The following is a 21,523-nucleotide window of genomic DNA, read 5'->3' on the forward strand; positions in this document are numbered from 1 at the left end:
TTTATGAGGCTTAGTGAAATGAGCGGCAAGGAAATTGTAGATGTAAAACGGGCGGAAAGGTTAGGGATCCTTGGACATACAGATTTGGAGATCAATGAGAACACTGGGGAGATCCGCTCGCTCATTATCCCGTCATTGAAATGGTTCGGTTTGAAAAAAGAAGGCAGTGACATCCGGGTGCCATGGAATCACATCAAGAAAATTGGTACAGATATGATTATTATTGATATACCTGAAGAGGAAGAGTGAACGACTTGGCGCGAGCTGGGTCGTTTTTCTATATGCTGCACTATTCGATTGAATAAGAGTAGTGAAAAAGTCCGAACTCATGAAAATTAGGCCACTGAAAAAGTACATTATTTTAGTAATCTGTTTCATACCGCTGTTTATTTCCGCAAACGGCTTCGCTTTCCCCGGGGGCGACCTTGAGCCTCCTCGGGCTACGCCCTGCGGGGTCTCAAGATTGTCGCTATTCTCCCGCGGGAGCATTCGCCTATTGCTCCAATCAACAGCTAGAAATCGTAATATGATAAGTTAATGTTTTCTTCAGTGGCCTCATTGAAAAAACACCAACTTCCCAAACTCTTCCCTTTCTCCCCTGATATAAGCACAGATTTTCCTTGGGTGACATAAGATGTGGAAGTAAGAAAAACTTGAGCCAGATTTACAAACTTTCACGAAGTAGAAGAAGGTGAACAATTTATGCTGACCGGTTTGCACATAGCTGTCATTGGCGGTGATGCAAGGCAGCTGGAAGTGATACGTAAGCTTATTGAGCTTGACGCAAAGCTTTCGCTTATAGGATTTGATCAATTGGACCACGGCTTTACAGGTGCTTCCAAAGAGCAGTTGAATGAAGTGGATTTCACTACAGTCAGTGCCATTATCCTTCCTGTGCCGGGAACGAACATGGAAGGTCAGGTGGATACGATTTTTTCCAATGAAAAAATTGTGCTGACAGAGGAGATAGTTAAAAACACTCCGGAGCATTGTACCATTTATTCAGGTATTACCAACCCATACTTGAATCAATTGGTAGCCAGTACGAATAGAAAATTAGTTCAATTGTTTGAACGCGATGATGTTGCCATCTATAATGCAATCCCGACTGTAGAAGGTACCATCATGATGGTCATTCAGCATACGGATATTACCATTCATAATTCGAAGGTAGCCGTTCTTGGACTAGGGAGAGTCGGGATGAGTGTAGCCCGCACATTCTCGGCGCTTGGGGCAAAGGTTCGCGTAGGAGCAAGAAAATCCGAGCACATCGCACGCATTTTTGAAATGGGTGTAACGCCATTTTACCTGAATGAATTATCATCGAACGTTTCTGATGTAGATGTATGCATAAATACCATCCCTCACCAAATTGTCACCTCGGATGTTATTTCCAAAATGCCTGCGCATACCCTGATCATTGACTTGGCATCGAAACCAGGGGGCACCGATTTTCGTTATGCAGAAAAAAGAGGAATAAAAGCATTATTAGCTCCAGGACTTCCAGGGATTGTCGCACCGAAAACGGCAGGACAGATCGTGGCAAAAGTATTGGCACAATTACTTAAAGAGGAAATGGAAGGGAGAAAGGGGAATTAACCATGCAATTAAAAGGTAAAAGACTGGGCTTTGGGTTAACTGGTTCTCATTGTACGTACGATGCAGTAATCCCGGAGATACAAAAGTTGCTTGATGCTGGTGCAGAAGTAAGGCCTGTGGTAACGTCGACGGTCCAAAATACAAACACCAGATTTGGTCAAGGAGAGGACTGGATCAAGCTGATCGAGGACATGACCGGACATAAGGTAATCGATTCTATTGTAAAAGCAGAGCCGCTTGGTCCGAAGATTCCATTAGATTGTATGATCATTGCTCCATTGACAGGTAATTCCATGAGTAAATTGGCGAATGCATTGACGGATTCCCCTGTTTTGATGGCAGCAAAGGCAACACTTAGAAATCATAATCCAGTAGTACTTGGCATCTCTACTAATGATGCATTGGGATTGAACGGATTGAATTTAATGAGACTAATGGCGACAAAAAACATTTACTTTATTCCATACGGGCAGGATGCACCTGAGAAAAAGCCGAATTCCATGGTTGCCAGAATGAGTATGCTGATGCCAACAGTTCTGAATGCATTGGAGCATAAGCAAATCCAACCAGTAATCGTGGAAAGATACAAAGACGATTTATAAAAAAATGCCGGGAAGAGAAGAAAAGTAAGAATTTCTTCTCTTCTTTATTGGCTGTCTACGTATATTTTTTCATTCATTCGTTATATTGTTTACTGTCGTGCTCTTTTCCTTGATGTGCTTAGAATACTACTCGCAAATTCAAGAGTATGTAAGCGGCAAAAAGTCCAAATGCCGACTTTTTTGCATGAAAATAGCAACAATCTTTGAGAAAAGAGCCTCTTTATTTCAGTAATATGTTAAAATAAAAAATTATGAATAAAAAAAGCTATTTTCGTAAACTTTGTTGCTTTTACGTACTTTTGAACCACCCGTTATATACCTTTTGTCGTGCACTATTCCCTGCACGACAAAATATATTACGTGGCATATCTAGAGTTTGTAGGCAGTAAAAAGTCAATTGCCGACTTTTTACTTGTGAATAGCAACAATCTTTGAGAAGAGAGCAAATTAAAAATGGAGAGGTGCTTAATAGATGAGTGGTTTACATGTAGCAGTGGTAGGCGCAACAGGAGCAGTAGGACAACAAATGCTTCATACATTAGAAGAAAGAAACTTCCCGGTTAAGAAGCTTACGCTATTATCTTCGGAGCGCTCTGCAGGTAAGAAGGTACTTTTTAAAGGGGAAGAAATTACGATTGAAGTTGCAACACCCGACAAGTTTGAAGGTGTTCATATAGCATTATTCAGTGCAGGAGGAAGTGTATCCAAAGAGCTTGCACCTGAAGCGGCGAAACGTGGCGCAATTGTCGTGGATAACACTAGTTATTTCCGTATGGATCCGAATGTCCCATTGGTGGTTCCTGAAGTGAATGAAGAAGATATCCATTCTCATAATGGGATCATCGCCAATCCCAATTGCTCCACTATCCAAATGGTGGTGGCACTTGAGCCGATCCGTAAAACTTATGGACTGAACAAGATAATCGTCAGCACGTATCAAGCTGTATCTGGAGCTGGTGCGGCGGCGATAGAAGAACTTGAGTCCCAATCACAGGCCATCCTGAATAACGAATCATTCACTCCAAGTATTCTTCCTGTGAAAGGTGATAAGAAACACTACCAAATCGCTTTTAATGCGATCCCTCAAATTGATAAATTTGAAGATAACGGTTTTACTTTTGAAGAATTGAAAATGATCAATGAAACGAAAAAAATCATGCACGACCAAAACTTGCAGGTTGCAGCCACATGTGTACGACTTCCGGTTGTAACAGGACATTCAGAGTCTGTATATATTGAAGTAGAAGACGAAAATGTGACTGTTCAAGATGTTAGAAAGTTGTTGGAAAACGCACCAGGTGTCGTATTGCAAGATAAACCGGAAGAACAAGTTTACCCGATGCCGGCAGATTGTGTCGGTTCTAACTATGTATTCGTAGGCAGAATCAGACAGGACTTGGATAACAAAAAAGGATTCCACCTCTGGGTGGTATCTGATAACTTGTTAAAAGGCGCCGCTTGGAATTCCGTACAAATTGCAGAAAGCCTAGTGAAGCTGGGAGTAATCAATCAATAATAGGCTCAGGGAATAAGGTCTTTAAACAGACCTTTCAGTATGTAGACAAACCAAAACTAATAACAGTTTTCAAGTTGATCGTAGTGGAAGGCGCGCAGACTCCCGCGGGAGGAAGGGACAGGGAAGACCCCGCAGGGCATAGCCCGAGGAGGCTTCCGGACCGCCCTACGGATAAGCGAAGCGCCTGGAGCGAAGATCAACAGGTAAATGCAAATCTAAAGATTATTAGGTTTCGTCAACAATCTGTAAGGTCTTTAAAAAGACCTTTTCTTTTCGACTGTCGTTTGATTCCACCATGCTCCAACCTTGAATAGTGTGTGCCATCCCAAAGGGGCCGGTACTATTTTCAGCACATCTTTCGTATGTATTAAGGATGTTTCTAAACCGCGATGAGGTGTCGATATATGAAAATAATTGTTCAGAAGTTTGGTGGGACGTCAGTAAGGGATGAGGCAAGCAGACTTGCTGCAGTCAAACATATTAAAAAGGCTGTCGATGAGGGGTACAAAGTGGTCGTTGTTGTGTCAGCAATGGGGAGAAAAGGGGAGCCTTATGCGACCGATACACTCCTGAGTCTCTTAGAATCTGGAAATAATGGCGTTTCAAAACGGGAGATAGATATGCTGTTATCCTGCGGGGAAATCATCTCCTCCATTGTTTTTAGTAACCTCTTACAAAACCATGGAATCTCTGCAACCGCCCTAAATGGTCCTCAGGCAGGGTTCCGTACGAATAACGATCATACAAACGCTCGAATCATAGAAATGAAGTGTGATAGGCTGTTAGAAATGATAAAATTATATCAAGTGGTCGTAGTTGCAGGCTTTCAAGGGGAAACAAAAAATGGGGACATATGTACCATCGGGCGTGGAGGAAGTGATACATCCGCTGCTGCTTTGGGCGCTGCCATTCAAGCAGAGTGGATCGATATTTTCACGGATGTAGAGGGTGTCATGACAGCAGATCCCCGAATTGTAAAAGATGCCTCCCCTTTGCCTGTCGTCAGCTATAATGAAATCTGCAATATGGCATATCAAGGAGCAAAGGTCATCCATCCTCGGGCTGTCGAGATTGCCATGCAGTCCAAGATTCCGATACGGATAAGGTCAACCTATTCCAATTCCACCGGGACGCTTGTAACTTCGCTTGATAAAATAGGGAAGGGTGCAGATGTCAAGGATCGCTTGATAACAGGAATTGCGCATGTCCCTAATGTGACACAAATTAAAGTATTTGCTAAAGAAGGCGATTATGGGATACAAACGGAAGTTTTCCGCGCCATGGCCAACGAACAGATAAGTGTCGACTTTTTCAACATATCGCCGACAAGTGTCGTTTACACGGTAACAGACGAAATGAGCGAAAAAGCGATAAATGTCCTGAAAAAGTTGGGATATGATCCGAAAGTAACCCGTCACTGTGCGAAAGTGGCAACAGTGGGAGCGGGAATGACAGGGGTCCCTGGCGTTACATCCAAAATTGTTACCGCGCTTTCAGAACTTGGGATACAAATTCTTCAATCTGCAGATAGCCACACAACTATTTGGGTGTTGGTCAAACAGGAAGATATGATACGTGCAGTGAACGCTTTACACAAAGCCTTCAATCTGGCAAGAAAACAAGTAACCATCCTACACCCAACCTCAGAAGAAGGAGAGAAAAAAGTACATGATTAACTTTGGTAAAGTGTCAACAGCGATGGTGACACCGTTTGATAATAAAGGAAATATCGACTTTGAGAAAACAACTCAATTAGTCAACTATCTAATAAAAAATGGTACGGATTCCCTTGTTGTCGCAGGGACAACAGGAGAGTCTCCAACGCTATCAACGGAAGAAAAGCTTGCACTATTTTCACATGTAGTGAAAGTGGTAGAAGGTAGAATACCAGTAGTTGCTGGTACGGGTAGCAATAATACTCGCGCCTCCATCGATCTGACCAAGAAAGCAGAAGCTGTCGGGGTGGATGCCATCATGCTGGTTGCCCCTTATTACAGCAAACCTAGCCAAGAAGGGTTGTATCAACACTTTAAAGCAATCGCAGCGGAAACATCCTTGCCTGTTATGCTCTATAATATACCGGGCCGTTCTGTTGTCAATATGTCCGTTGATACCATAGTTCGCTTGTCGGCAATGGAGAATATCATTGCCATGAAAGAAGCAAGTGGTAACTTGGATGCTATGACAGAAATAATCGCCAATACTCCGGATGATTTTGTTTTATATAGCGGGGATGATGGATTGACTCTCCCTGTATTATCCATCGGAGGTAACGGTGTTGTATCCGTCGCATCCCATGTGCTAGGAAATGAAATGCAAGCAATGATCCGTGCTTTTGAATCAGGAGAGTATGCAAATGCTGCTAAACAGCATCAAACACTACTTCCGATAATGAAGGGATTATTTAGCGCACCAAGTCCTTCACCAGTCAAAACTGCCCTTCAGTTAAAAGGATTGGATGTTGGTGGGGTAAGGTTGCCATTGGTTCCACTAAATGAGGTAGAGAGAAACACGTTAGCAGCCCTTTTACGTACAATTTAACTTTTCATAGATGGTCAAGGCGCTATATGCGCCTTGGCCTTTTTGTTTGCTCTTTTCTCCAAATGCCAGTTATTATAATATTTCTTGTATTCCAATTCTTGCATACGTTATAATTATTTCAAATGACATGGAGCGGTTATTAATTTGGCACTTGTAAGCTGAACATTTAATAAATCTCTGGAGGATGCAAAAAAACGTGCATTATCGTCATAATTCGTTTTTACATACATGTAGGAGGTAAAAAAGTGAATACACCACAGATAGAGAAATTAAAAGTTTTTGCCCTCGGGGGGATCGGGGAAATCGGGAAGAACATGTACGTTTTGGAAGCCGATGATTCCATCTATATCATGGATACAGGGGTTATGATCCCAGAAGACGGAATGTTTGGAATTGATATGGTTATTCCTGATGTTACTTATCTTTCAGACAACAAAGAAAAAATCAAAGGAATATTCCTGACTCATGGACACGAAGAACATATGGGCGGTTTGGCATATATCCTAAGAAAGTTAAAGGCCCCTGTTTACGGTACAAGGCTGACATTGGCACTTGCTAAAGAACTAGTGAATGGATTGGGCTCCTCGGGTCATGTAGAGTTTAAGGAAATTGATGAAAATACCATACTTGAACTCGATCATGCCACGGTCACGTTTTTCAGGACCAATCATAGCATTCCGGATTCTGTCGGGCTATGCTTTCATACTTCACAAGGGGCAATCGTACATACAGGTGACTTTAAGTTTGATCAGTCCCAGCTGTCACAGAATTCCGATCTTGGAAAAATAGCAGAAATTGGAAATAAAGGCGTTCTTTGTGTCTTATCCGATAGCACTAATGCTGAAAAGCCAGGCTATACCATTTCAGAATCTGTTGTAAGACAGGAAATTGCAGACGTAACCTATAATGCCAAGGGGCGTGTATTTGCTGCATGCTTATCAACAAATGTCGGACGGATCCAACAAATTGTTCAAGCAACCATTGATAGCAATAGAAAACTTGTGGTTGTGTCCCACCCGACAGACCGTAACTTCAGTATTGCAACGGAATTGGAGTATCTGCACATTCCTGATGATCTACTTATACCTGTCAATGAACTAGGAAGCATCAATGATGATAAGGTGGTCGTCTTGACGATCGGAACGCATTCCCAACTGATGTCTTCCCTTTTGAAAATGGCAAGGGGTACCCATAAGCATGCGCAAATCAAACCACAGGATATCGTGATGATTGCCGCATCCCCATCTCCAGGAACTGAACTGACGGTTGCTAAAGTGATAGATAAACTATATCGTGCGGGAGCGGTTGTGATTTATGGTCAGAAAAAGATACATTCTTCCGGACATGGTTGCCAAGAAGAACTGAAACTGATGATGAATCTTCTCAAGCCTCAATATGTCATCCCTATTCAAGGAGAGTTTAAGATGCAAAGAGCGCTTTCAAGGGTTGCAGAAAGCGTAGGAATAGACAAGGATAATATCTTTTTATTGAATAAGGGTGAAGTGATTGAATTCACTAAAGGTGTAGGAAAATATGCAGGTAAAGTCTATGCAGGAAATGTTCTGATTGACGGACTTGGCGTAGGGGATATAGGGAACATCGTATTACGGGACCGTCGATTATTGTCCCAGGATGGGATCATGGTGGTGGTGGTGTCCATCAGCAAGAGCCAAAAGCGTATTGTTGCAGGTCCAGAAATTCTTTCAAGGGGCTTTGTGTATGTACGCGAGTCGGAAGAGCTATTGGATAAAGCAAATTCCATCGTAACAGACATTCTGGATAATGCTGTAAAGGAACAAATTTTGGAATGGTCTAGTCTGAAACTTAAGATTAGGGAATCCTTGAATCAACATCTATATGAGAAAACAAGACGTCGTCCGATGATACTTCCAATTATCATGGAAGTATAACATCGTCAATCTGAACCGCAATGGGATATAGTGCCCATTGCGGTTTTTGTATTCTTTCGCAAATCTGTAGATTTCCATTTCGGATGTTCAATTTCTGTGAGAACCTCCTCACAACGCTTCATGGACATCAATCTACCGCTACCTACCTCTTGAGTCTCACTCCATGCACTGTAATCTTCAGGGAGAGTCAAAAGAACAGTTGAGTGACGAATGAAATATGTACTGACGTCAATACTAGAGAAGAATACACAATTATTTAGGGACGGAAGGAGATCATTATATGCCTGATTTTACATACCAGTCATCTGAACAACCTCAACAGGAACCGAACAAGCAAGATGCAGGTAAGGATTCCTTGGTCAATAAAATCCAACAACTTGGTCAAACAAATGTAGCACAAATGCCTTCGGATTCAAAAATACATTGCTTGACGATCGTGGGTCAAATTGAGGGACATGTCCAATTGCCGCCACAAAACAAAACGACCAAATATGAACATGTCATTCCGCAAATTGTTGCCATAGAGCAGAATCCAAATATTGAGGGGCTGCTTGTCATTTTGAATACGGTTGGAGGGGACGTGGAAGCTGGTCTGGCTATTTCGGAAATGCTGGCTTCCTTATCTAAACCTACCGTTTCTCTTGTACTTGGTGGAGGCCATTCCATTGGTGTGCCAATCGCTGTGTCTTGTGATTATTCATTCATAGCCGAAACGGCCACAATGACCATCCATCCTGTTCGACTGACAGGTTTAGTCATTGGGGTCCCGCAAACGTTTGAATATCTTGATAAAATGCAAGACCGTGTTATTAATTTCGTCACCAAGAACTCAGGTATTCCAGAGGAAAAATTCAAGGAGCTTATGCTTTCCAAAGGGAATCTGACGCGTGATATCGGTACCAATGTTGTCGGTTCGGATGCGGTGGAGTATGGGTTGATCGATCAGGTCGGCGGTGTTGGAGAAGCCATCAAGAAGCTGAATGCCCTTGTGGAAGCGAACCAACATAAATCAGAAGAAGGGAAGATGCTGCAATGATTCTCTATACAACCATGCCCCAGGAACTGATTTTCCCTGTGGAAAATGGAGAATTTGAAAAGCAACGGGTGATAGATTTTAATGGAGTGTCACTAATGGTGCAACAAACAGATATGAATGCCTACCAGATTGTACGTAATTTGAGTACTGACCCTGCACACTATTTGAGCAGTGAGTATTCTCCAGGACAGACGATTAATTTTCTGTAACACCCTTTCAAGAGTTTGGGCTTATGATATAATACAAGCAACAGAGGAAAAAGCAGCCAGTATATGTTGGCTGCTTTCTTCTTCTCATTATGGTCAGATAGGTGAGATTAATGTCAAAGCGAAAAAAGAGGCAGAGAAAAACAAAAAATCGTGATGAATGGAAACGCACGGTAACCTTTGAGGTGATGGGGTTATTGTTGCTGGCCATTACATGCATAGCAATTGCCAAGCTTGGTATGGTCGGGCATTCCTTTGTATTATTATTTCGCTTTTTTAGTGGGGAATGGTACATGCTTATGCTCCTTGGGCTATTGATCTTGTCTGGATATATCATCTGGAAAAGAGAGTTGCCCACCTTCTTTTCGAGGCAATTGGTCGGTGTATATGTCATCATGATGTCTGTATTGCTACTTAGTCATGTTACGCTATTTAGAATGCTATCCCGTGGGGGCTCCTTTGCAGATCCCTCGGTTATCGGCAATACGTGGGAGCTTTTCTGGTTAGAAGTGAACGGAGAAACGAGTACGACAGACCTTGGTGGCGGAATGATGGGGGCTATATTATTCGCTCTGTTTCATCTTCTCTTTGATGCAAGGGGCGCCCAGTGGATAGCCATGATCTTTATTGTCATCGGCATCATTTTGGTGACGGGCAAATCCTTGAATGACACTGTCATAAAGGTGGCTGTGGGACTGTTTACTTTTGCAAAAAATCAGTGGGTGGCTTTCATGGACGACATGAAGGGCTGGAAAGAAGACAGCAATAAACGCAAAAAAGAAAAGCAAGCTGAAGATAAAAAGCATAAGGAAGAGAAAAAAGCAAAAGCAGCAGAAGATGTCATGGTCATGGAAGAAGAATCCGTGGAAGAAATCCTTTCACCTCCCATCATTTCCTCTTTTAATGATAGAGAAGAGATTATGGGTCAGGAAGAAAAACCATCCGCAGTTGCCAGTGCACAGGACGGAGAACCCCAGGAAGATACAGGCGAGCTTATTGCAGGCCCTATGGCTTTTACAGAAGTGGAAAACAAGGAGTATGTCCTGCCTTCCCTTGATCTGTTAAACAAGCCCATCGCGAATCACCAGACAACTGAGCACGAAAATATTTATCAGAACGCAAGAAAGCTAGAGAAAACGTTTGCAAGTTTCGGAGTCAAAGCAAAAGTGACAAAAGTACATCTTGGTCCTGCAGTGACAAAGTATGAGGTGTATCCTGATGTTGGAGTGAAGGTAAGTAAAATAGTGAATCTAAGTGATGATCTAGCACTTGCACTTGCTGCTAAAGATATACGTATCGAGGCTCCGATACCTGGTAAATCTGCCATCGGGATCGAAGTGCCAAATAATGAAGTGGCAATGGTATCACTCCGTGAAGTATTGGATACAAAACAAGCCGAAAAACCGGATGCAAAATTGCTTATCGGATTGGGACGTGATATATCAGGGGATTCAGTTGTTGCGGAGCTCAATAAAATGCCACATCTACTTGTTGCCGGAGCTACAGGCAGCGGAAAGAGTGTGTGTATTAACGGTATCATCACTAGCATTTTGGTGCGTGCAAAGCCACATGAAGTAAAAATGATGATGATTGACCCTAAAATGGTGGAATTAAACATGTACAACGGGGTTCCCCACCTTCTAGCACCTGTTGTAACCGATCCGAAAAAGGCTTCACAGGCATTGAAAAAAGTCGTGAATGAAATGGAGAGACGCTATGAGCTGTTCTCTCATACAGGTACAAGAAATATTGAAGGCTATAATGACTACATAAAAAGACATAACCAGGATGAAGAAGCAAAACAACCTTCCCTACCTTACATCGTCGTTATTGTCGATGAACTTGCCGACCTGATGATGGTGGCATCCTCAGATGTGGAGGATTGCATTACAAGACTCGCACAAATGGCCCGTGCTGCTGGCATACATCTAATTATTGCGACCCAACGACCATCAGTGGATGTCATTACAGGGGTGATTAAAGCGAATATCCCATCTAGGATTGCTTTCAGCGTATCTTCTCAAACGGACTCCAGAACTATTCTGGATATGGGCGGAGCAGAGAAGTTACTTGGTAGAGGGGACATGCTGTTCCTGCCTGTAGGGGCCTCCAAGCCGATAAGAGTTCAAGGTGCTTTTCTTTCCGATGAAGAGGTAGAGCGGATCGTGGATTTTGTCATCGATCAGCAAAAAGCACAATACCAGGAAGAAATGATTCCTCAAGATATTAACGAAGAAGTGGAAGAAGTGGACGATGATCTTTACGATGATGCCGTTCAGCTCGTACTAGAAATGCAGACAGCCTCCGTATCAATGCTACAGCGCCGTTTCAGAATCGGCTACACAAGGGCGGCAAGGCTCATTGATGCTATGGAAATCAGGGGGGTCGTCGGTCCTTATGAAGGAAGTAAGCCACGAACAGTGTTGGTATCGGGGAATCAAAATGAAGATGTAGGATCTTAACAATAAGTAAACAAACCGTTATATTCCTTGCAGTCGTGAACTTTTCATGACAATCAAAAAGACTTTCATGTCTTTTTAGAGTTTCTATGCTGTAAAAAGTCCAATTGCCGACTTTTTCATAAATGCGAAAAAGCAACAAAGTAAGCAAAAATAGACTAACAATAAAAATGCAGCTGGCAGTCGGGAGCTTTCTCGACTGCTTCTTTTTTCGACAAAAAAATGTAAAAACTTTATTTTCTATTTATTTTACCCTCGAAAAGTGTTATATTATTTTGGATTAATAGGAAAACATGAAATATGTTTTGTAAACGGTTAATGGGGGATCAGTTATGACGATTCGGTCAGACAGCAGGCATTTATATTTACTGGTTGTAGACAAATTGAAGCAAGATATTGAGAATAAGGTGTATAAAGAAAAAGAGAAACTACCTTCCGAATTCGAATTGTCTCGGCGTCTAGGGGTAAGTAGAGCTACATTAAGAGAAGCTTTACGTGTACTCGAAGAAGAAAATATCGTAGTAAGAAGGCACGGGGTAGGTACATTTGTCAATTCCAAACCGGTCTTCACATCTGGAATAGAACAATTGAATTCTGTGACAGAAATGATATCACAAGCGGGTATGAAGCCCGGAACAGTTTTCTTGACATCTACTATTGAAACGCCATCCGAAGAAGAACTAACAAAGTTCAATAACCCTGAAATCAAGGAGGTCCTTCATTTTGAGAGGGTACGTACTGCCAATGATCTTCCGGTGGTATATTGTATCGATAAAATACCGACGACCATTGTCGAGGACTACCAATCTTATAAAAATGAATCATTATTGAAACTCCTTGAGAAGGAAGCGGGCAGATATATTTCCTATGCGGTCACACACATCGAACCTATCGGATACCATGATAAAATTTCACCAATTCTAGAATGTGAACCCGAAACAGCACTGCTTGTATTGAAACAAATGCATTATGATCAGAATGATGAACCTATTTTATATTCGCTTAATTATTTCAGGGCTGATAAATTCAGCTTCCATGTATTGAGAAAGCGCCCATAAATGAAAAAAACACCACAAGCTTTATTGTTTGTGGTGTTTTTGTTATGGATTATAATTTTATTATGTAAACCATCAGGGGTGCCAGCAGAATACCCTCCAACTTGAAAAACTTACTAATTAAGCGTTATATTGGGTTTAGGACTATTTTTTGATTGATAAAGAAAGAATAGTACTGTCTATATTGTTATACGTTTAAATAATATGATGAAATATCGCAAACTTATGTGACGTGAAGGAGGAGATGTCGTGAAGCTAGTTGATGAAAGAACGTATAGTTTAAATGGTCTAACAGTACACACTATACCGACTGAAAAATTCAAAACTAATACACTAGTTCTGAAAGTAAAAGCGCCATTGTCAGAAGAGGATGTTACAGTGAGGGCGCTATTGCCATATGTGTTACAAAATGGTACAAAATCGCACCCGCAACCTTCACAATTCAGGGCTTATTTGGATGAATTATATGGAGCAAGCCTTGCTGTCGACCTTAGTAAAAAAGGGGAAGACCACATCATCACATTCCGTTTGGAATTAGCCAACGAAAAATTCCTCAGGGATTCCACCCCACTGCTTGAAAAAGGGATTGAGTTACTCAGTGAAGTGCTCCTGCATCCTGTCATGGAAGGTAACGCCTTTAAAGCCTCCACGGTAGACAAGGAAAAACGTGCATTAAAACAGCGAATACAATCCGTCTATGATGATAAAATGCGTTATGCCAGTCAACGCCTAGTAGAAGAGATGTGTTCTGAAGAGCCTTACCGTCTACCTGCTAACGGGGAAAAAGATAAAGTGGACACTATTACGCCACAATCTTTGTTCGACTATTACCAAAACATGCTTAAAACGAATGATATCCACCTTTATCTTGTGGGGGACATAAAGGAAGAAGAAGTGGATGGTTATGTGAAGAAGTACTTTGAATTGCCCGAGCAGGTAAACAAGGTATCATCTAGGATAGCGGAACCAAATAGCAAACCGAAAGATCCGAACGAAGTAATAGAGAAGCAGGATGTGAAACAAGGGAAATTAAATATAGGTTACAGAACGAACGTGACATTCAAGGATGACCTGTATTATGCTCTACAAGTTTTTAATGGCATTTTCGGCGGCTTCTCTCATTCCAAACTGTTTATCAATGTGAGGGAAAAGGAAAGCTTGGCCTATTATGCAGCTTCAAGAGTGGAGAGTCATAAAGGACTGCTTCTGGTCATGTCAGGCATTGATTTCTCTAATTTTGAAAAAGCCGTCACCATCATTAATCAGCAGATTGAAGCGATGAAGCAAGGTGAATATAGCGAGTCAGAAATCTCCCAGACGAAGGCAGTCATAAAAAACCAAATCTTAGAAACAATTGATACAGCCCGTGGATTAATCGAAGTGCTCTACAATAACGAAGTTTCAGAAGTAGACAAACCGGTCGATGCATTTTTGGAAGGTGTGGAGAATGTTACAAAGGAGCAAATCCAGGAAGTGGCAAGACTGGTGGAGCTTGATACTATCTATTTCTTGACTGGGAAGGAGGCGTAACAGATGGAAAAGATTGAATTTAACCAACTAGCGGAAACTCTGTACCATGAGACCTTGGATAATGGGTTAGAAGTATACCTTTTGCCTAAAGATGGTTTTCATAAGACCTATGCCACATTTACAACCAAGTATGGTTCCATTGATAATAAGTTTGTACCGATTGGTGAGGACGATTTAATTACGGTTCCTGATGGTATCGCTCATTTCTTGGAGCATAAACTATTTGAAAAAGAGCATGGGGATGTATTCCAGGATTTCAGTAAGCAAGGGGCATCTGCCAATGCTTTCACTTCCTTTACAAGGACCGCCTATCTTTTTTCCAGTACATCCAATGTGGAAAAGAACCTTGAAACATTGATGGACTTTGTGCAGGCTCCCTATTTTACGGAGAAGACAGTAGAAAAGGAAAAAGGCATCATTGGGCAGGAGATAACCATGTATGAGGATAATGCGGATTGGCGTGCCTATTTCGGGTTGATTGAAAGCATGTTCCATCATCACCCTGTAAAAATAGACATTGCCGGTACCATCGATTCGATATCCAAAGTAACGAAAGACCTTTTATATACTTGCTATGAGACGTTCTACCATCCAAGCAATATGTTGTTGTTCGTAGTTGGCCCGATGAATACCGAAGAAATGATGGGATTCATCAAAGATAACCAATCTAAAAAGACATTCAAGGAGCAGGAAGAAATAAAGCGTCAATTTGATGACGAGCCTGCTTCTGTCAGTGAGAAAAAGAAAGTGCTCAAAATGAACGTTCATACTTCCAAATGCATGGTCGGTATAAAAGAATCCAACCCGACGAAACAGGGGAAAGACCTTTTGAAACATGAACTTACGGTAAATATCCTCTTAGATCTACTCTTTGGAAAAAGCTCTGATCATTATCAGAAATTATATGATGATGGTTTAATCGATGAGACGTTTGCTTATGATTACACCGGTGAAAATGGTTTTGGATTTGCCATGCTTGGAGGAGATACGTCCGAGCCGGATAAGTTGGCTGAAAGAGTGCAACATATCTTGCTTGAGTTTGACCCAACCTCCATCAAAGAGGAGGAATTAGAACGTATTAAGAAAAAGAAAATCGGTTCTTTCTTACGGGCTCTCAACTCTCCGGAGTTCATTGCAAACCAATTTACGCGTTATGCATTTAATGACATGGATCTTTTTGAAGTAACCCCTCAGCTTGAGAAAATAACACTAGAGGACCTTAGTAGGGTAGCAACTGAATTTATCAAAGAAGAGGCTTTTACAATCTGTCAGGTTGTGCCAAAATAAATATAATACGAGGGAGTACGGTCCTTGATGGACCGGCTCCTTTATTTTAGTGTAAAAAGGGATGAGGTCAATGAGTAGAACAGCTTTAATAATAGGAGCCAGTGGGGATATCGGGAAGGAAATAGCCAAAACACTTTTAGCGGAAGGATATACTACCTATCTTCATTATAATCAGGATAAAAAGACCATACTCGAACTGATGGACGAATATGGCACAGAAAAGATAACGCCTATACAATCAGATTTAACAGAAGAGATGGGTGTCCAATTAATAAAAGAGAATGTATTTTCTACTATTGATACCATTGTTTACAATGCAGGATTTACCTATTACGGACTGATGACTGATATTGATGAAAAAACAAAGAGAAAGATGGTATCGCTTAACATAATATCGTTATATTCAACCATTCAGGCGTTTTTGCCGGAGATGATAAAAAAACGTAATGGAAATATTGTCATCATCTCTTCCATTTGGGGGGAAATTGGGGCTTCATGCGAAGTGCTCTATTCGATGACTAAAGGCGCCCAGATCTCATTTGTAAAAGCATTGGCAAAAGAAGTGGCTCTTAATGGCGTTAGGGTGAATGCCATCGCACCTGGAGCAGTAGCAACAAAGATGCTTGAATCTTTTTCAGAGGAAGAAAAGATGGAAATAAGTGCTGATATTCCCATGGGCAGGTTGGCTTCACCGCATGAGATTGCAGATTCCGTCAGCTTTCTCTTGTCTAAAAGGTCTTCCTACATTACCGGTCAGGTGTTAGGGGTTAATGGCGGTTGGAATTAGCAGCCTATGCATAAATTGAAAAAGACCTTCACATACTAACTCTTGAACATATTGGAAGGAGGAGTTAATATGTCAGTACTTGATAACTGGGAACAATGGAAAGGCTTCTTAGGAGATCGATTGAACCATGCAGAGCATGAGGGAATGGACAATGGTGCCATTTCTCAACTTGCATATGAAATTGGTGACTACCTTGCGAAAGAAGTGGAAGCAAAGAATCCACAAGAAAAAGTGTTAGCAGATCTTTGGAAAGTGGCTAGTCCTGAAGAGCAACATGCGATTGCCAATATGATGGTTAAATTGGTTCAAAACGATTCAACGCATTAAGAGAGGCCACAACCTCTCTTTTTTGTTTGCCCTTCTTTTTGAATTCCTGTTTAACACCTCTAGCTTTCCGTTCCATGTGTTCGCTTATCCAGAGGACGGTGCATGAACCTCCAAACCAACCGGTACTCCCCCGCTGGAGTCTCACACCTTGCCCTTCCATCTTAAATAAGTCCAAATTTCAAAGGAGCACAAGGTATTGCTTTCTTATTAAGTGATTATTGGATATTATAGAAGTAACATATGTCAGGACGAAACGTACTGAAAGGGTGGAGGGGTTTGATGGAGAAAATAGAGTGGTATTTAGAATATGAGATACATATCAACAGGCCGGGGTTATTAGGTGACATTGCATCCCTTTTGGGTATGTTATCCATTAACATTGTCACAATTAATGGAGTGGATGATGCAAGAAGGGGAATGTTACTTTTAAGCGATTCAAATGAGCAAATAGTCCGTCTTGAATCTATATTGAATACAATGGATAATATAACTGTTACTAAGCTTAGAGAGCCAAAATTAAGAGATCGTTTGGCAGTGAGACATGGACGGTACATACAGCGAGATGCGGACGATAAGAAAACCTTCCGATTCGTTCGGGATGAATTGGGGCTACTGGTAGATTTTCTCGCAGAGCTATTCAAACAAGATGGACATAAACTTATTGGAATCAGAGGGATGCCACGCGTGGGGAAGACAGAGTCCATTGTTGCTTCGAGCGTCTGTGCCAATAAAAGATGGCTTTTTGTCTCCAGTACTTTGCTTAAACAAACCATACGTAGTCAATTGATTGAAGATGAGTACAATGTGGACAACTTATTCATTATAGATGGAATAGTATCTACTAAAAGGGCGAACGAAAAGCATTGGCAGCTAATCCGCGAAATAATGCGCATTTCTGCTGTAAAAGTGGTTGAACATCCTGATATTTTCGTGCAAAATACAGAATATAAGCTTGATGATTTCGACTATATCATTGAACTCAGAAACAATGAAGATGAGGAAATCACTTACGATGTGGTTCAACCAAATAATATGTTTGAAGAGAATCCTTTTGGAGGCTTTGATTTCTAAATAACGTTGGAAGGTGTAAGTATTGACAGAATTAGGTAATAGGTTAAAACAAGCAAGAGAAGAGAAAGGCATGTCACTGGAGGATTTGCAAACAGCGACGAAAATACAGAAAAGATACTTGATTGGTATTGAGGAAGGCAATTACGCCATCATGCCAGGTCAATTCTATGCACGTGCTTTTATTAAGCAGTACTCTGAAGCAGTTGGATTGGACCCAGAGCTTATCTTTGAAGAGTACAAAAAGGATATCCCTGCAAATGAAAAAGATGAGATTCCTCAATTATCGAGAGTGAAAACTAGAAAGCAAGTTCCGACAAAAAATAACAAGGTACTAAATTTTATACCAAAAGTATTTATGTTCTTGGCTTTTGTGGCTGTCGTAGCCATTCTCTATATCCTTTTTCAGAATTGGGGAGTGGGTAATTCCACTGATACGCAAGAAGACAACAATCGTGGAGTAGTCTATGATCCTGCTACTACCGATAATGGCGGTGAGGAGGAAGACACCGACCAAGAAGGGACGAACGAAGAAGAACCTGCAGAAGAACCAGAAGAGGAGCAGGTGGAATCTTCAACCGGAACACTCACAGAGGTTTCTTCAAACCGACCTACTGCTACGCTGGAACTGACGGATACTGATACATTCGAAGTGGAACTTTCAGCAAAAGGCGGAAACACATGGGTAGGAATCAGCAATCCAGAAGGTGAATCCTTTCATAGCAAAGAATTGGTTGATGGAGAAACTGAGACATTCGATCTTTCTGAAGAAAGTGAAATAATCTTCAATGTTGGATGGGTCCCTGCCACTGAAATCAAAATTAACGGTAAAGCATTAGATTTCCCTTTTCCGGTAGATGAAGTGACAACGCAGAAAGTCACTATTAAATTTGTATCAAATGGACAACAATAAAGTCATCAGGATGATGGCTTTTTTTGTACAGATTTCCCTATCGTTAGACAAACCTGTATATTTTATGTATAGTGGAAAAGCAATATTGAATGCTGGAGGAATGATTGTGAATTTACCTAACAAAATAACTGTTTCAAGAATCCTAATGATACCTATTTTTATGGTACTTATGCTTGTACCTTTCAATTGGGGAGACTTCTATCTTGGAGATCATTCGATCCCATACGCACATCTTCTGGCAGCACTAATATTTATCATTGCATCCATTACCGATTGGGTAGATGGTTATTATGCAAGAAAATTAAATTTGGTGACAAACCTCGGGAAGTTCCTTGATCCTTTAGCTGATAAGCTGCTCGTTTCTGCAGCACTTATTGCGCTTGTTGAGCTTCAATTGGCTCCAGCGTGGATCGTTATTGTCATCATAAGCAGGGAGTTTGCTGTTACCGGATTGCGGTTGGTACTTGCAGGTGAAGGCGAAGTTGTCGCTGCAAATATGCTTGGGAAAATTAAAACATGGGCACAGATCATTGCTGTTTCTGCTTTATTACTACATAACCTACCTTTTGCCCTTATCGGTTTCCCATTTGATATGCTTGCACTTTGGGTAGCGATGATCTTCACCGTTGTTTCCGGATGGGATTATTTCTATAAAAACAGACAAGCTTTTATGAATTCCAAGTAAAATCGGACCTTTTGTAAGAGGCAATTTTCGCAAACTTTGTTGCTTTTACGTATTTTTAAACAGTCTGTTATATTACTTACTGTCGTGCTCTTTTCCTTTGAATACTGAATCTGCTCCTTGCATGTCTAGAGTAAGTTAGCTGTAAAAAAGTCCAATTGCCAACTTTTTACTGTGAATAGCAACAATCTTTTAGAAAAGAGCCTTGTAAAAAGAGCTTTAAAAAGGGGAGAGTTCCATGATTAAAAACGCAGAGATCATTGCTGTAGGTTCTGAATTGCTGCTTGGGCAAATCTGTAATTCCAATGCCCAATTCCTTTCAAAACAGCTTGCCGAACTTGGGGTGGACGTGTATTACCACACTGTAGTAGGAGATAATCCTTCTAGATTGATGGATGCCATCAAGACTGCCAAGCAACGATCCAATCTCTTGATCTTCACTGGTGGTCTTGGACCAACGAAAGACGACCTAACCAAAGAAACGATTGCAAGAGTGTTAGATAAACAATTGGTAATGGATGATGAAGCAATGTCCAACATTGCAGCTTATTTCAAGAAATCACAGCGAGTGATGAGCGAGAACAATAAAAAGCAAGCTCTCGTTTTAGAGGGATCTGCCATCTTGGCGAATGACTTTGGAATGGCTCCGGGAATGGCGCTTAGTGACGGGTCTCATACATATATGCTATTACCTGGCCCTCCCAAAGAGCTACAACCGATGTTTTCCGTCTATGGAAGAGAGTATCTATTAAATATTCTTGGTGTAAAAGAACAGATCGTTTCCAAGGTGCTCCGTTTTTTCGGTATTGGAGAGTCCCAGCTTGAAACAGATATTTTAGATCTAATAGACAAGCAAACAAATCCGACCATCGCACCGCTTGCAGGGGACAACGAGGTGACATTAAGACTTACAGCAAAGCACCATTCCATCGAGGAGGCTAACCGTCTTATAGAACAATCCGAAAAGGAAATATTGGATCGAGTCGGCGATTTCTTCTTTGGATACGATGAAGATACGATCTACTCTGTCCTATTTAAAAAAATCCAAGAGTCCAAGTACACACTTAGCAGTGCTGAGAGCCTGACTGGAGGGTTATTCTCTGAAAGGATGACAAGCTTCACTGGTGCCTCTGAAGTAATTGAAGGGGCTGTTGTCAGCTATACCAATGGTGTGAAGGAAAATGTCCTAGGCGTTAACAAACAAACACTTGAAAATGATGGAGCGGTAAGTGAGCAGGCTGCAAAAGAAATGGCTATCGGGGTGAAGAAGTTACTGCAAACGGATATCGGTATCAGTTTCACAGGGGTTGCAGGTCCTGGAACAATGGATAATCAACCTGTCGGCACAGTGTTTATTGGAATAGCTCTACCAACTGATGAAACCATCGTTCATGAAATTCATTTGGCAGGGACAAGAGATGGTATAAGACATAGATCTGCAAAATATGGCTGTCACTATCTATTGAAAGAATTGTTCAAGTAGTTGAGGGGAACCTCAACTACTTTTTTTAGAGATTATGCTATAAAAAGTCTCCAATTGGACTTTTGAATGCTTATACTCTAAAATTTGCATGTAGTAACGATTGGTTTAAAAATAGGAAAAAACAACAAAGTTTACGATAATAGCCTTTGGTTTTTAGGGGCTAATTTATGGTCTTGGGTGAAGAACTTTTGGTGGATTATGGACAGCTTCTGAAGAACTTACGATTGTTATTACAACTTGGGAATGGGTTTCTACTAAATTTTAATGGGGAATCTGCGGAGATCTAATGGAAATTTGCATTTTTGATCGTGTTTTTAATGGTTCAGACAAACTTTTCATGAGTTCGGACATTCTAGGCTTGTTTTGAAGAGGTGTTCGGACAATCTACATTAGCGTTTGGACAATAATACTGAGGATTAGGACATTCAAAAATTTGGTTCATCCCCAAAAAGTCAATTTTGTATTTTCAATAAAATATTTCTTGGAAAACCAGTTTTCCTCTTAGGGTAATTTGTTTTTTTG

The 21,523-nt window shown here is 41.2% G+C and carries 19 protein-coding genes; all 19 read left to right on the forward strand.

The annotated features are described in order from the left end of the window. The first annotated feature begins 3 nt into the window (after positions 1-3). The 19 genes from EKQ44_RS03380 to EKQ44_RS03470 all read left to right on the forward strand — a co-directional run bounded on the left by EKQ44_RS03380 (position 4) and on the right by EKQ44_RS03470 (position 21,001). Positions 4-249: a YlmC/YmxH family sporulation protein gene (locus EKQ44_RS03380; RefSeq protein WP_010193298.1), complete on the forward strand. Its 246-nt coding sequence runs from the start codon at positions 4-6 to the stop codon at positions 247-249. Positions 250-702: 453 nt separating this feature from the next. Next, positions 703-1,599 carry a dipicolinic acid synthetase subunit A gene (gene dpaA, locus EKQ44_RS03385; RefSeq protein WP_237662117.1) on the forward strand — a complete coding sequence of 299 codons (897 nt, stop codon included), beginning with the start codon at positions 703-705 and terminating at the stop codon, positions 1,597-1,599. A 2-nt stretch (positions 1,600-1,601) separates the two neighbouring features. Beyond that, the gene (locus EKQ44_RS03390; protein WP_237662119.1) at positions 1,602-2,201 is read left to right on the forward strand and encodes a dipicolinate synthase subunit B; all 600 of its coding nucleotides are present in this window, start codon (positions 1,602-1,604) and stop codon (positions 2,199-2,201) included. Positions 2,202-2,673: 472 nt separating this feature from the next. After that, positions 2,674-3,717 (forward strand): aspartate-semialdehyde dehydrogenase, encoded by a 1,044-nt coding sequence (gene asd / locus EKQ44_RS03395; RefSeq protein ID WP_237662121.1) that lies wholly within the window; start codon positions 2,674-2,676, stop codon positions 3,715-3,717. Positions 3,718-4,121: 404 nt separating this feature from the next. Further along, complete coding sequence (gene dapG / locus EKQ44_RS03400) at positions 4,122-5,393, forward strand: aspartate kinase (protein WP_237662122.1); 1,272 nt, start codon at positions 4,122-4,124, stop codon at positions 5,391-5,393. After that, a complete protein-coding gene (dapA, locus tag EKQ44_RS03405; protein WP_237662124.1) occupies positions 5,386-6,258 on the forward strand; it encodes a 4-hydroxy-tetrahydrodipicolinate synthase in 873 nt (290 codons plus the stop codon). Before dapG ends, dapA begins: the two co-directional genes overlap by 8 nt. 245 nt (positions 6,259-6,503) lie before the next feature. Then, positions 6,504-8,168 carry a ribonuclease J gene (locus EKQ44_RS03410; RefSeq protein WP_237662126.1) on the forward strand — a complete coding sequence of 555 codons (1,665 nt, stop codon included), beginning with the start codon at positions 6,504-6,506 and terminating at the stop codon, positions 8,166-8,168. A 280-nt stretch (positions 8,169-8,448) separates the two neighbouring features. After that, positions 8,449-9,204 carry a ClpP family protease gene (locus tag EKQ44_RS03415; RefSeq protein ID WP_237662128.1) on the forward strand — a complete coding sequence of 252 codons (756 nt, stop codon included), beginning with the start codon at positions 8,449-8,451 and terminating at the stop codon, positions 9,202-9,204. Further along, complete coding sequence (locus EKQ44_RS03420; protein ID WP_237662129.1) at positions 9,201-9,413, forward strand: YlzJ-like family protein; 213 nt, start codon at positions 9,201-9,203, stop codon at positions 9,411-9,413. Before EKQ44_RS03415 ends, EKQ44_RS03420 begins: the two co-directional genes overlap by 4 nt. Positions 9,414-9,523: 110 nt before the next feature. Continuing rightward, positions 9,524-11,872 carry a DNA translocase FtsK gene (locus EKQ44_RS03425; RefSeq protein ID WP_237662131.1) on the forward strand — a complete coding sequence of 783 codons (2,349 nt, stop codon included), beginning with the start codon at positions 9,524-9,526 and terminating at the stop codon, positions 11,870-11,872. Positions 11,873-12,201: 329 nt separating this feature from the next. Beyond that, positions 12,202-12,927 carry a GntR family transcriptional regulator gene (locus EKQ44_RS03430; protein WP_237662133.1) on the forward strand — a complete coding sequence of 242 codons (726 nt, stop codon included), beginning with the start codon at positions 12,202-12,204 and terminating at the stop codon, positions 12,925-12,927. Between the two features lie 246 nt (positions 12,928-13,173). Beyond that, positions 13,174-14,454: an EF-P 5-aminopentanol modification-associated protein YfmF gene (gene yfmF, locus EKQ44_RS03435; RefSeq protein ID WP_237662135.1), complete on the forward strand. Its 1,281-nt coding sequence runs from the start codon at positions 13,174-13,176 to the stop codon at positions 14,452-14,454. Positions 14,455-14,457: 3 nt separating this feature from the next. Then, positions 14,458-15,741, forward strand: coding sequence for an EF-P 5-aminopentanol modification-associated protein YfmH (yfmH, locus tag EKQ44_RS03440; protein WP_237662137.1), 1,284 nt, complete (start codon positions 14,458-14,460; stop codon positions 15,739-15,741). A gap of 70 nt (positions 15,742-15,811) precedes the next feature. Beyond that, entirely contained in the window at positions 15,812-16,528 is a 717-nt protein-coding gene (ymfI, locus tag EKQ44_RS03445; RefSeq protein ID WP_237662138.1) for an elongation factor P 5-aminopentanone reductase, read from the forward strand. A gap of 69 nt (positions 16,529-16,597) precedes the next feature. Continuing rightward, entirely contained in the window at positions 16,598-16,855 is a 258-nt protein-coding gene (locus EKQ44_RS03450) for a DUF3243 domain-containing protein (protein ID WP_237662139.1), read from the forward strand. A gap of 279 nt (positions 16,856-17,134) precedes the next feature. After that, complete coding sequence (locus EKQ44_RS03455) at positions 17,135-17,926, forward strand: DUF3388 domain-containing protein (RefSeq protein WP_237662140.1); 792 nt, start codon at positions 17,135-17,137, stop codon at positions 17,924-17,926. A 22-nt stretch (positions 17,927-17,948) separates the two neighbouring features. Beyond that, positions 17,949-18,836 carry a helix-turn-helix domain-containing protein gene (locus EKQ44_RS03460; protein WP_237662141.1) on the forward strand — a complete coding sequence of 296 codons (888 nt, stop codon included), beginning with the start codon at positions 17,949-17,951 and terminating at the stop codon, positions 18,834-18,836. A 103-nt stretch (positions 18,837-18,939) separates the two neighbouring features. After that, complete coding sequence (gene pgsA / locus EKQ44_RS03465) at positions 18,940-19,521, forward strand: CDP-diacylglycerol--glycerol-3-phosphate 3-phosphatidyltransferase (RefSeq protein WP_237662550.1); 582 nt, start codon at positions 18,940-18,942, stop codon at positions 19,519-19,521. A gap of 235 nt (positions 19,522-19,756) precedes the next feature. Further along, entirely contained in the window at positions 19,757-21,001 is a 1,245-nt protein-coding gene (locus EKQ44_RS03470; RefSeq protein ID WP_237662142.1) for a competence/damage-inducible protein A, read from the forward strand. Positions 21,002-21,523 lie beyond the last annotated feature (522 nt).

This window comes from Sutcliffiella horikoshii (assembly GCF_021991925.1).
Classification (GTDB): Bacteria; Bacillota; Bacilli; order Bacillales; family Bacillaceae_I; genus Sutcliffiella_A; species Sutcliffiella_A horikoshii_F.

Excerpts from the sequence above, each read along its gene's own strand:
- EKQ44_RS03380 (WP_010193298.1), top strand. The coding sequence starts at position 4 with ATGAGGCTTAGTGAAATGAGCGGCAAGGAAATTGTAGATGTAAAACGG.
- dpaA (WP_237662117.1), top strand. The coding sequence starts at position 703 with ATGCTGACCGGTTTGCACATAGCTGTCATTGGCGGTGATGCAAGGCAG.
- EKQ44_RS03390 (WP_237662119.1), top strand. The coding sequence starts at position 1,602 with ATGCAATTAAAAGGTAAAAGACTGGGCTTTGGGTTAACTGGTTCTCAT.
- asd (WP_237662121.1), top strand. The coding sequence starts at position 2,674 with ATGAGTGGTTTACATGTAGCAGTGGTAGGCGCAACAGGAGCAGTAGGA.
- dapG (WP_237662122.1), top strand. The coding sequence starts at position 4,122 with ATGAAAATAATTGTTCAGAAGTTTGGTGGGACGTCAGTAAGGGATGAG.
- dapA (WP_237662124.1), top strand. The coding sequence starts at position 5,386 with ATGATTAACTTTGGTAAAGTGTCAACAGCGATGGTGACACCGTTTGAT.
- EKQ44_RS03415 (WP_237662128.1), top strand. The coding sequence starts at position 8,449 with ATGCCTGATTTTACATACCAGTCATCTGAACAACCTCAACAGGAACCG.
- EKQ44_RS03420 (WP_237662129.1), top strand. The coding sequence starts at position 9,201 with ATGATTCTCTATACAACCATGCCCCAGGAACTGATTTTCCCTGTGGAA.
- EKQ44_RS03425 (WP_237662131.1), top strand. The coding sequence starts at position 9,524 with ATGTCAAAGCGAAAAAAGAGGCAGAGAAAAACAAAAAATCGTGATGAA.
- EKQ44_RS03430 (WP_237662133.1), top strand. The coding sequence starts at position 12,202 with ATGACGATTCGGTCAGACAGCAGGCATTTATATTTACTGGTTGTAGAC.
- yfmH (WP_237662137.1), top strand. The coding sequence starts at position 14,458 with ATGGAAAAGATTGAATTTAACCAACTAGCGGAAACTCTGTACCATGAG.
- ymfI (WP_237662138.1), top strand. The coding sequence starts at position 15,812 with ATGAGTAGAACAGCTTTAATAATAGGAGCCAGTGGGGATATCGGGAAG.
- EKQ44_RS03450 (WP_237662139.1), top strand. The coding sequence starts at position 16,598 with ATGTCAGTACTTGATAACTGGGAACAATGGAAAGGCTTCTTAGGAGAT.
- EKQ44_RS03455 (WP_237662140.1), top strand. The coding sequence starts at position 17,135 with ATGGAGAAAATAGAGTGGTATTTAGAATATGAGATACATATCAACAGG.
- EKQ44_RS03470 (WP_237662142.1), top strand. The coding sequence starts at position 19,757 with ATGATTAAAAACGCAGAGATCATTGCTGTAGGTTCTGAATTGCTGCTT.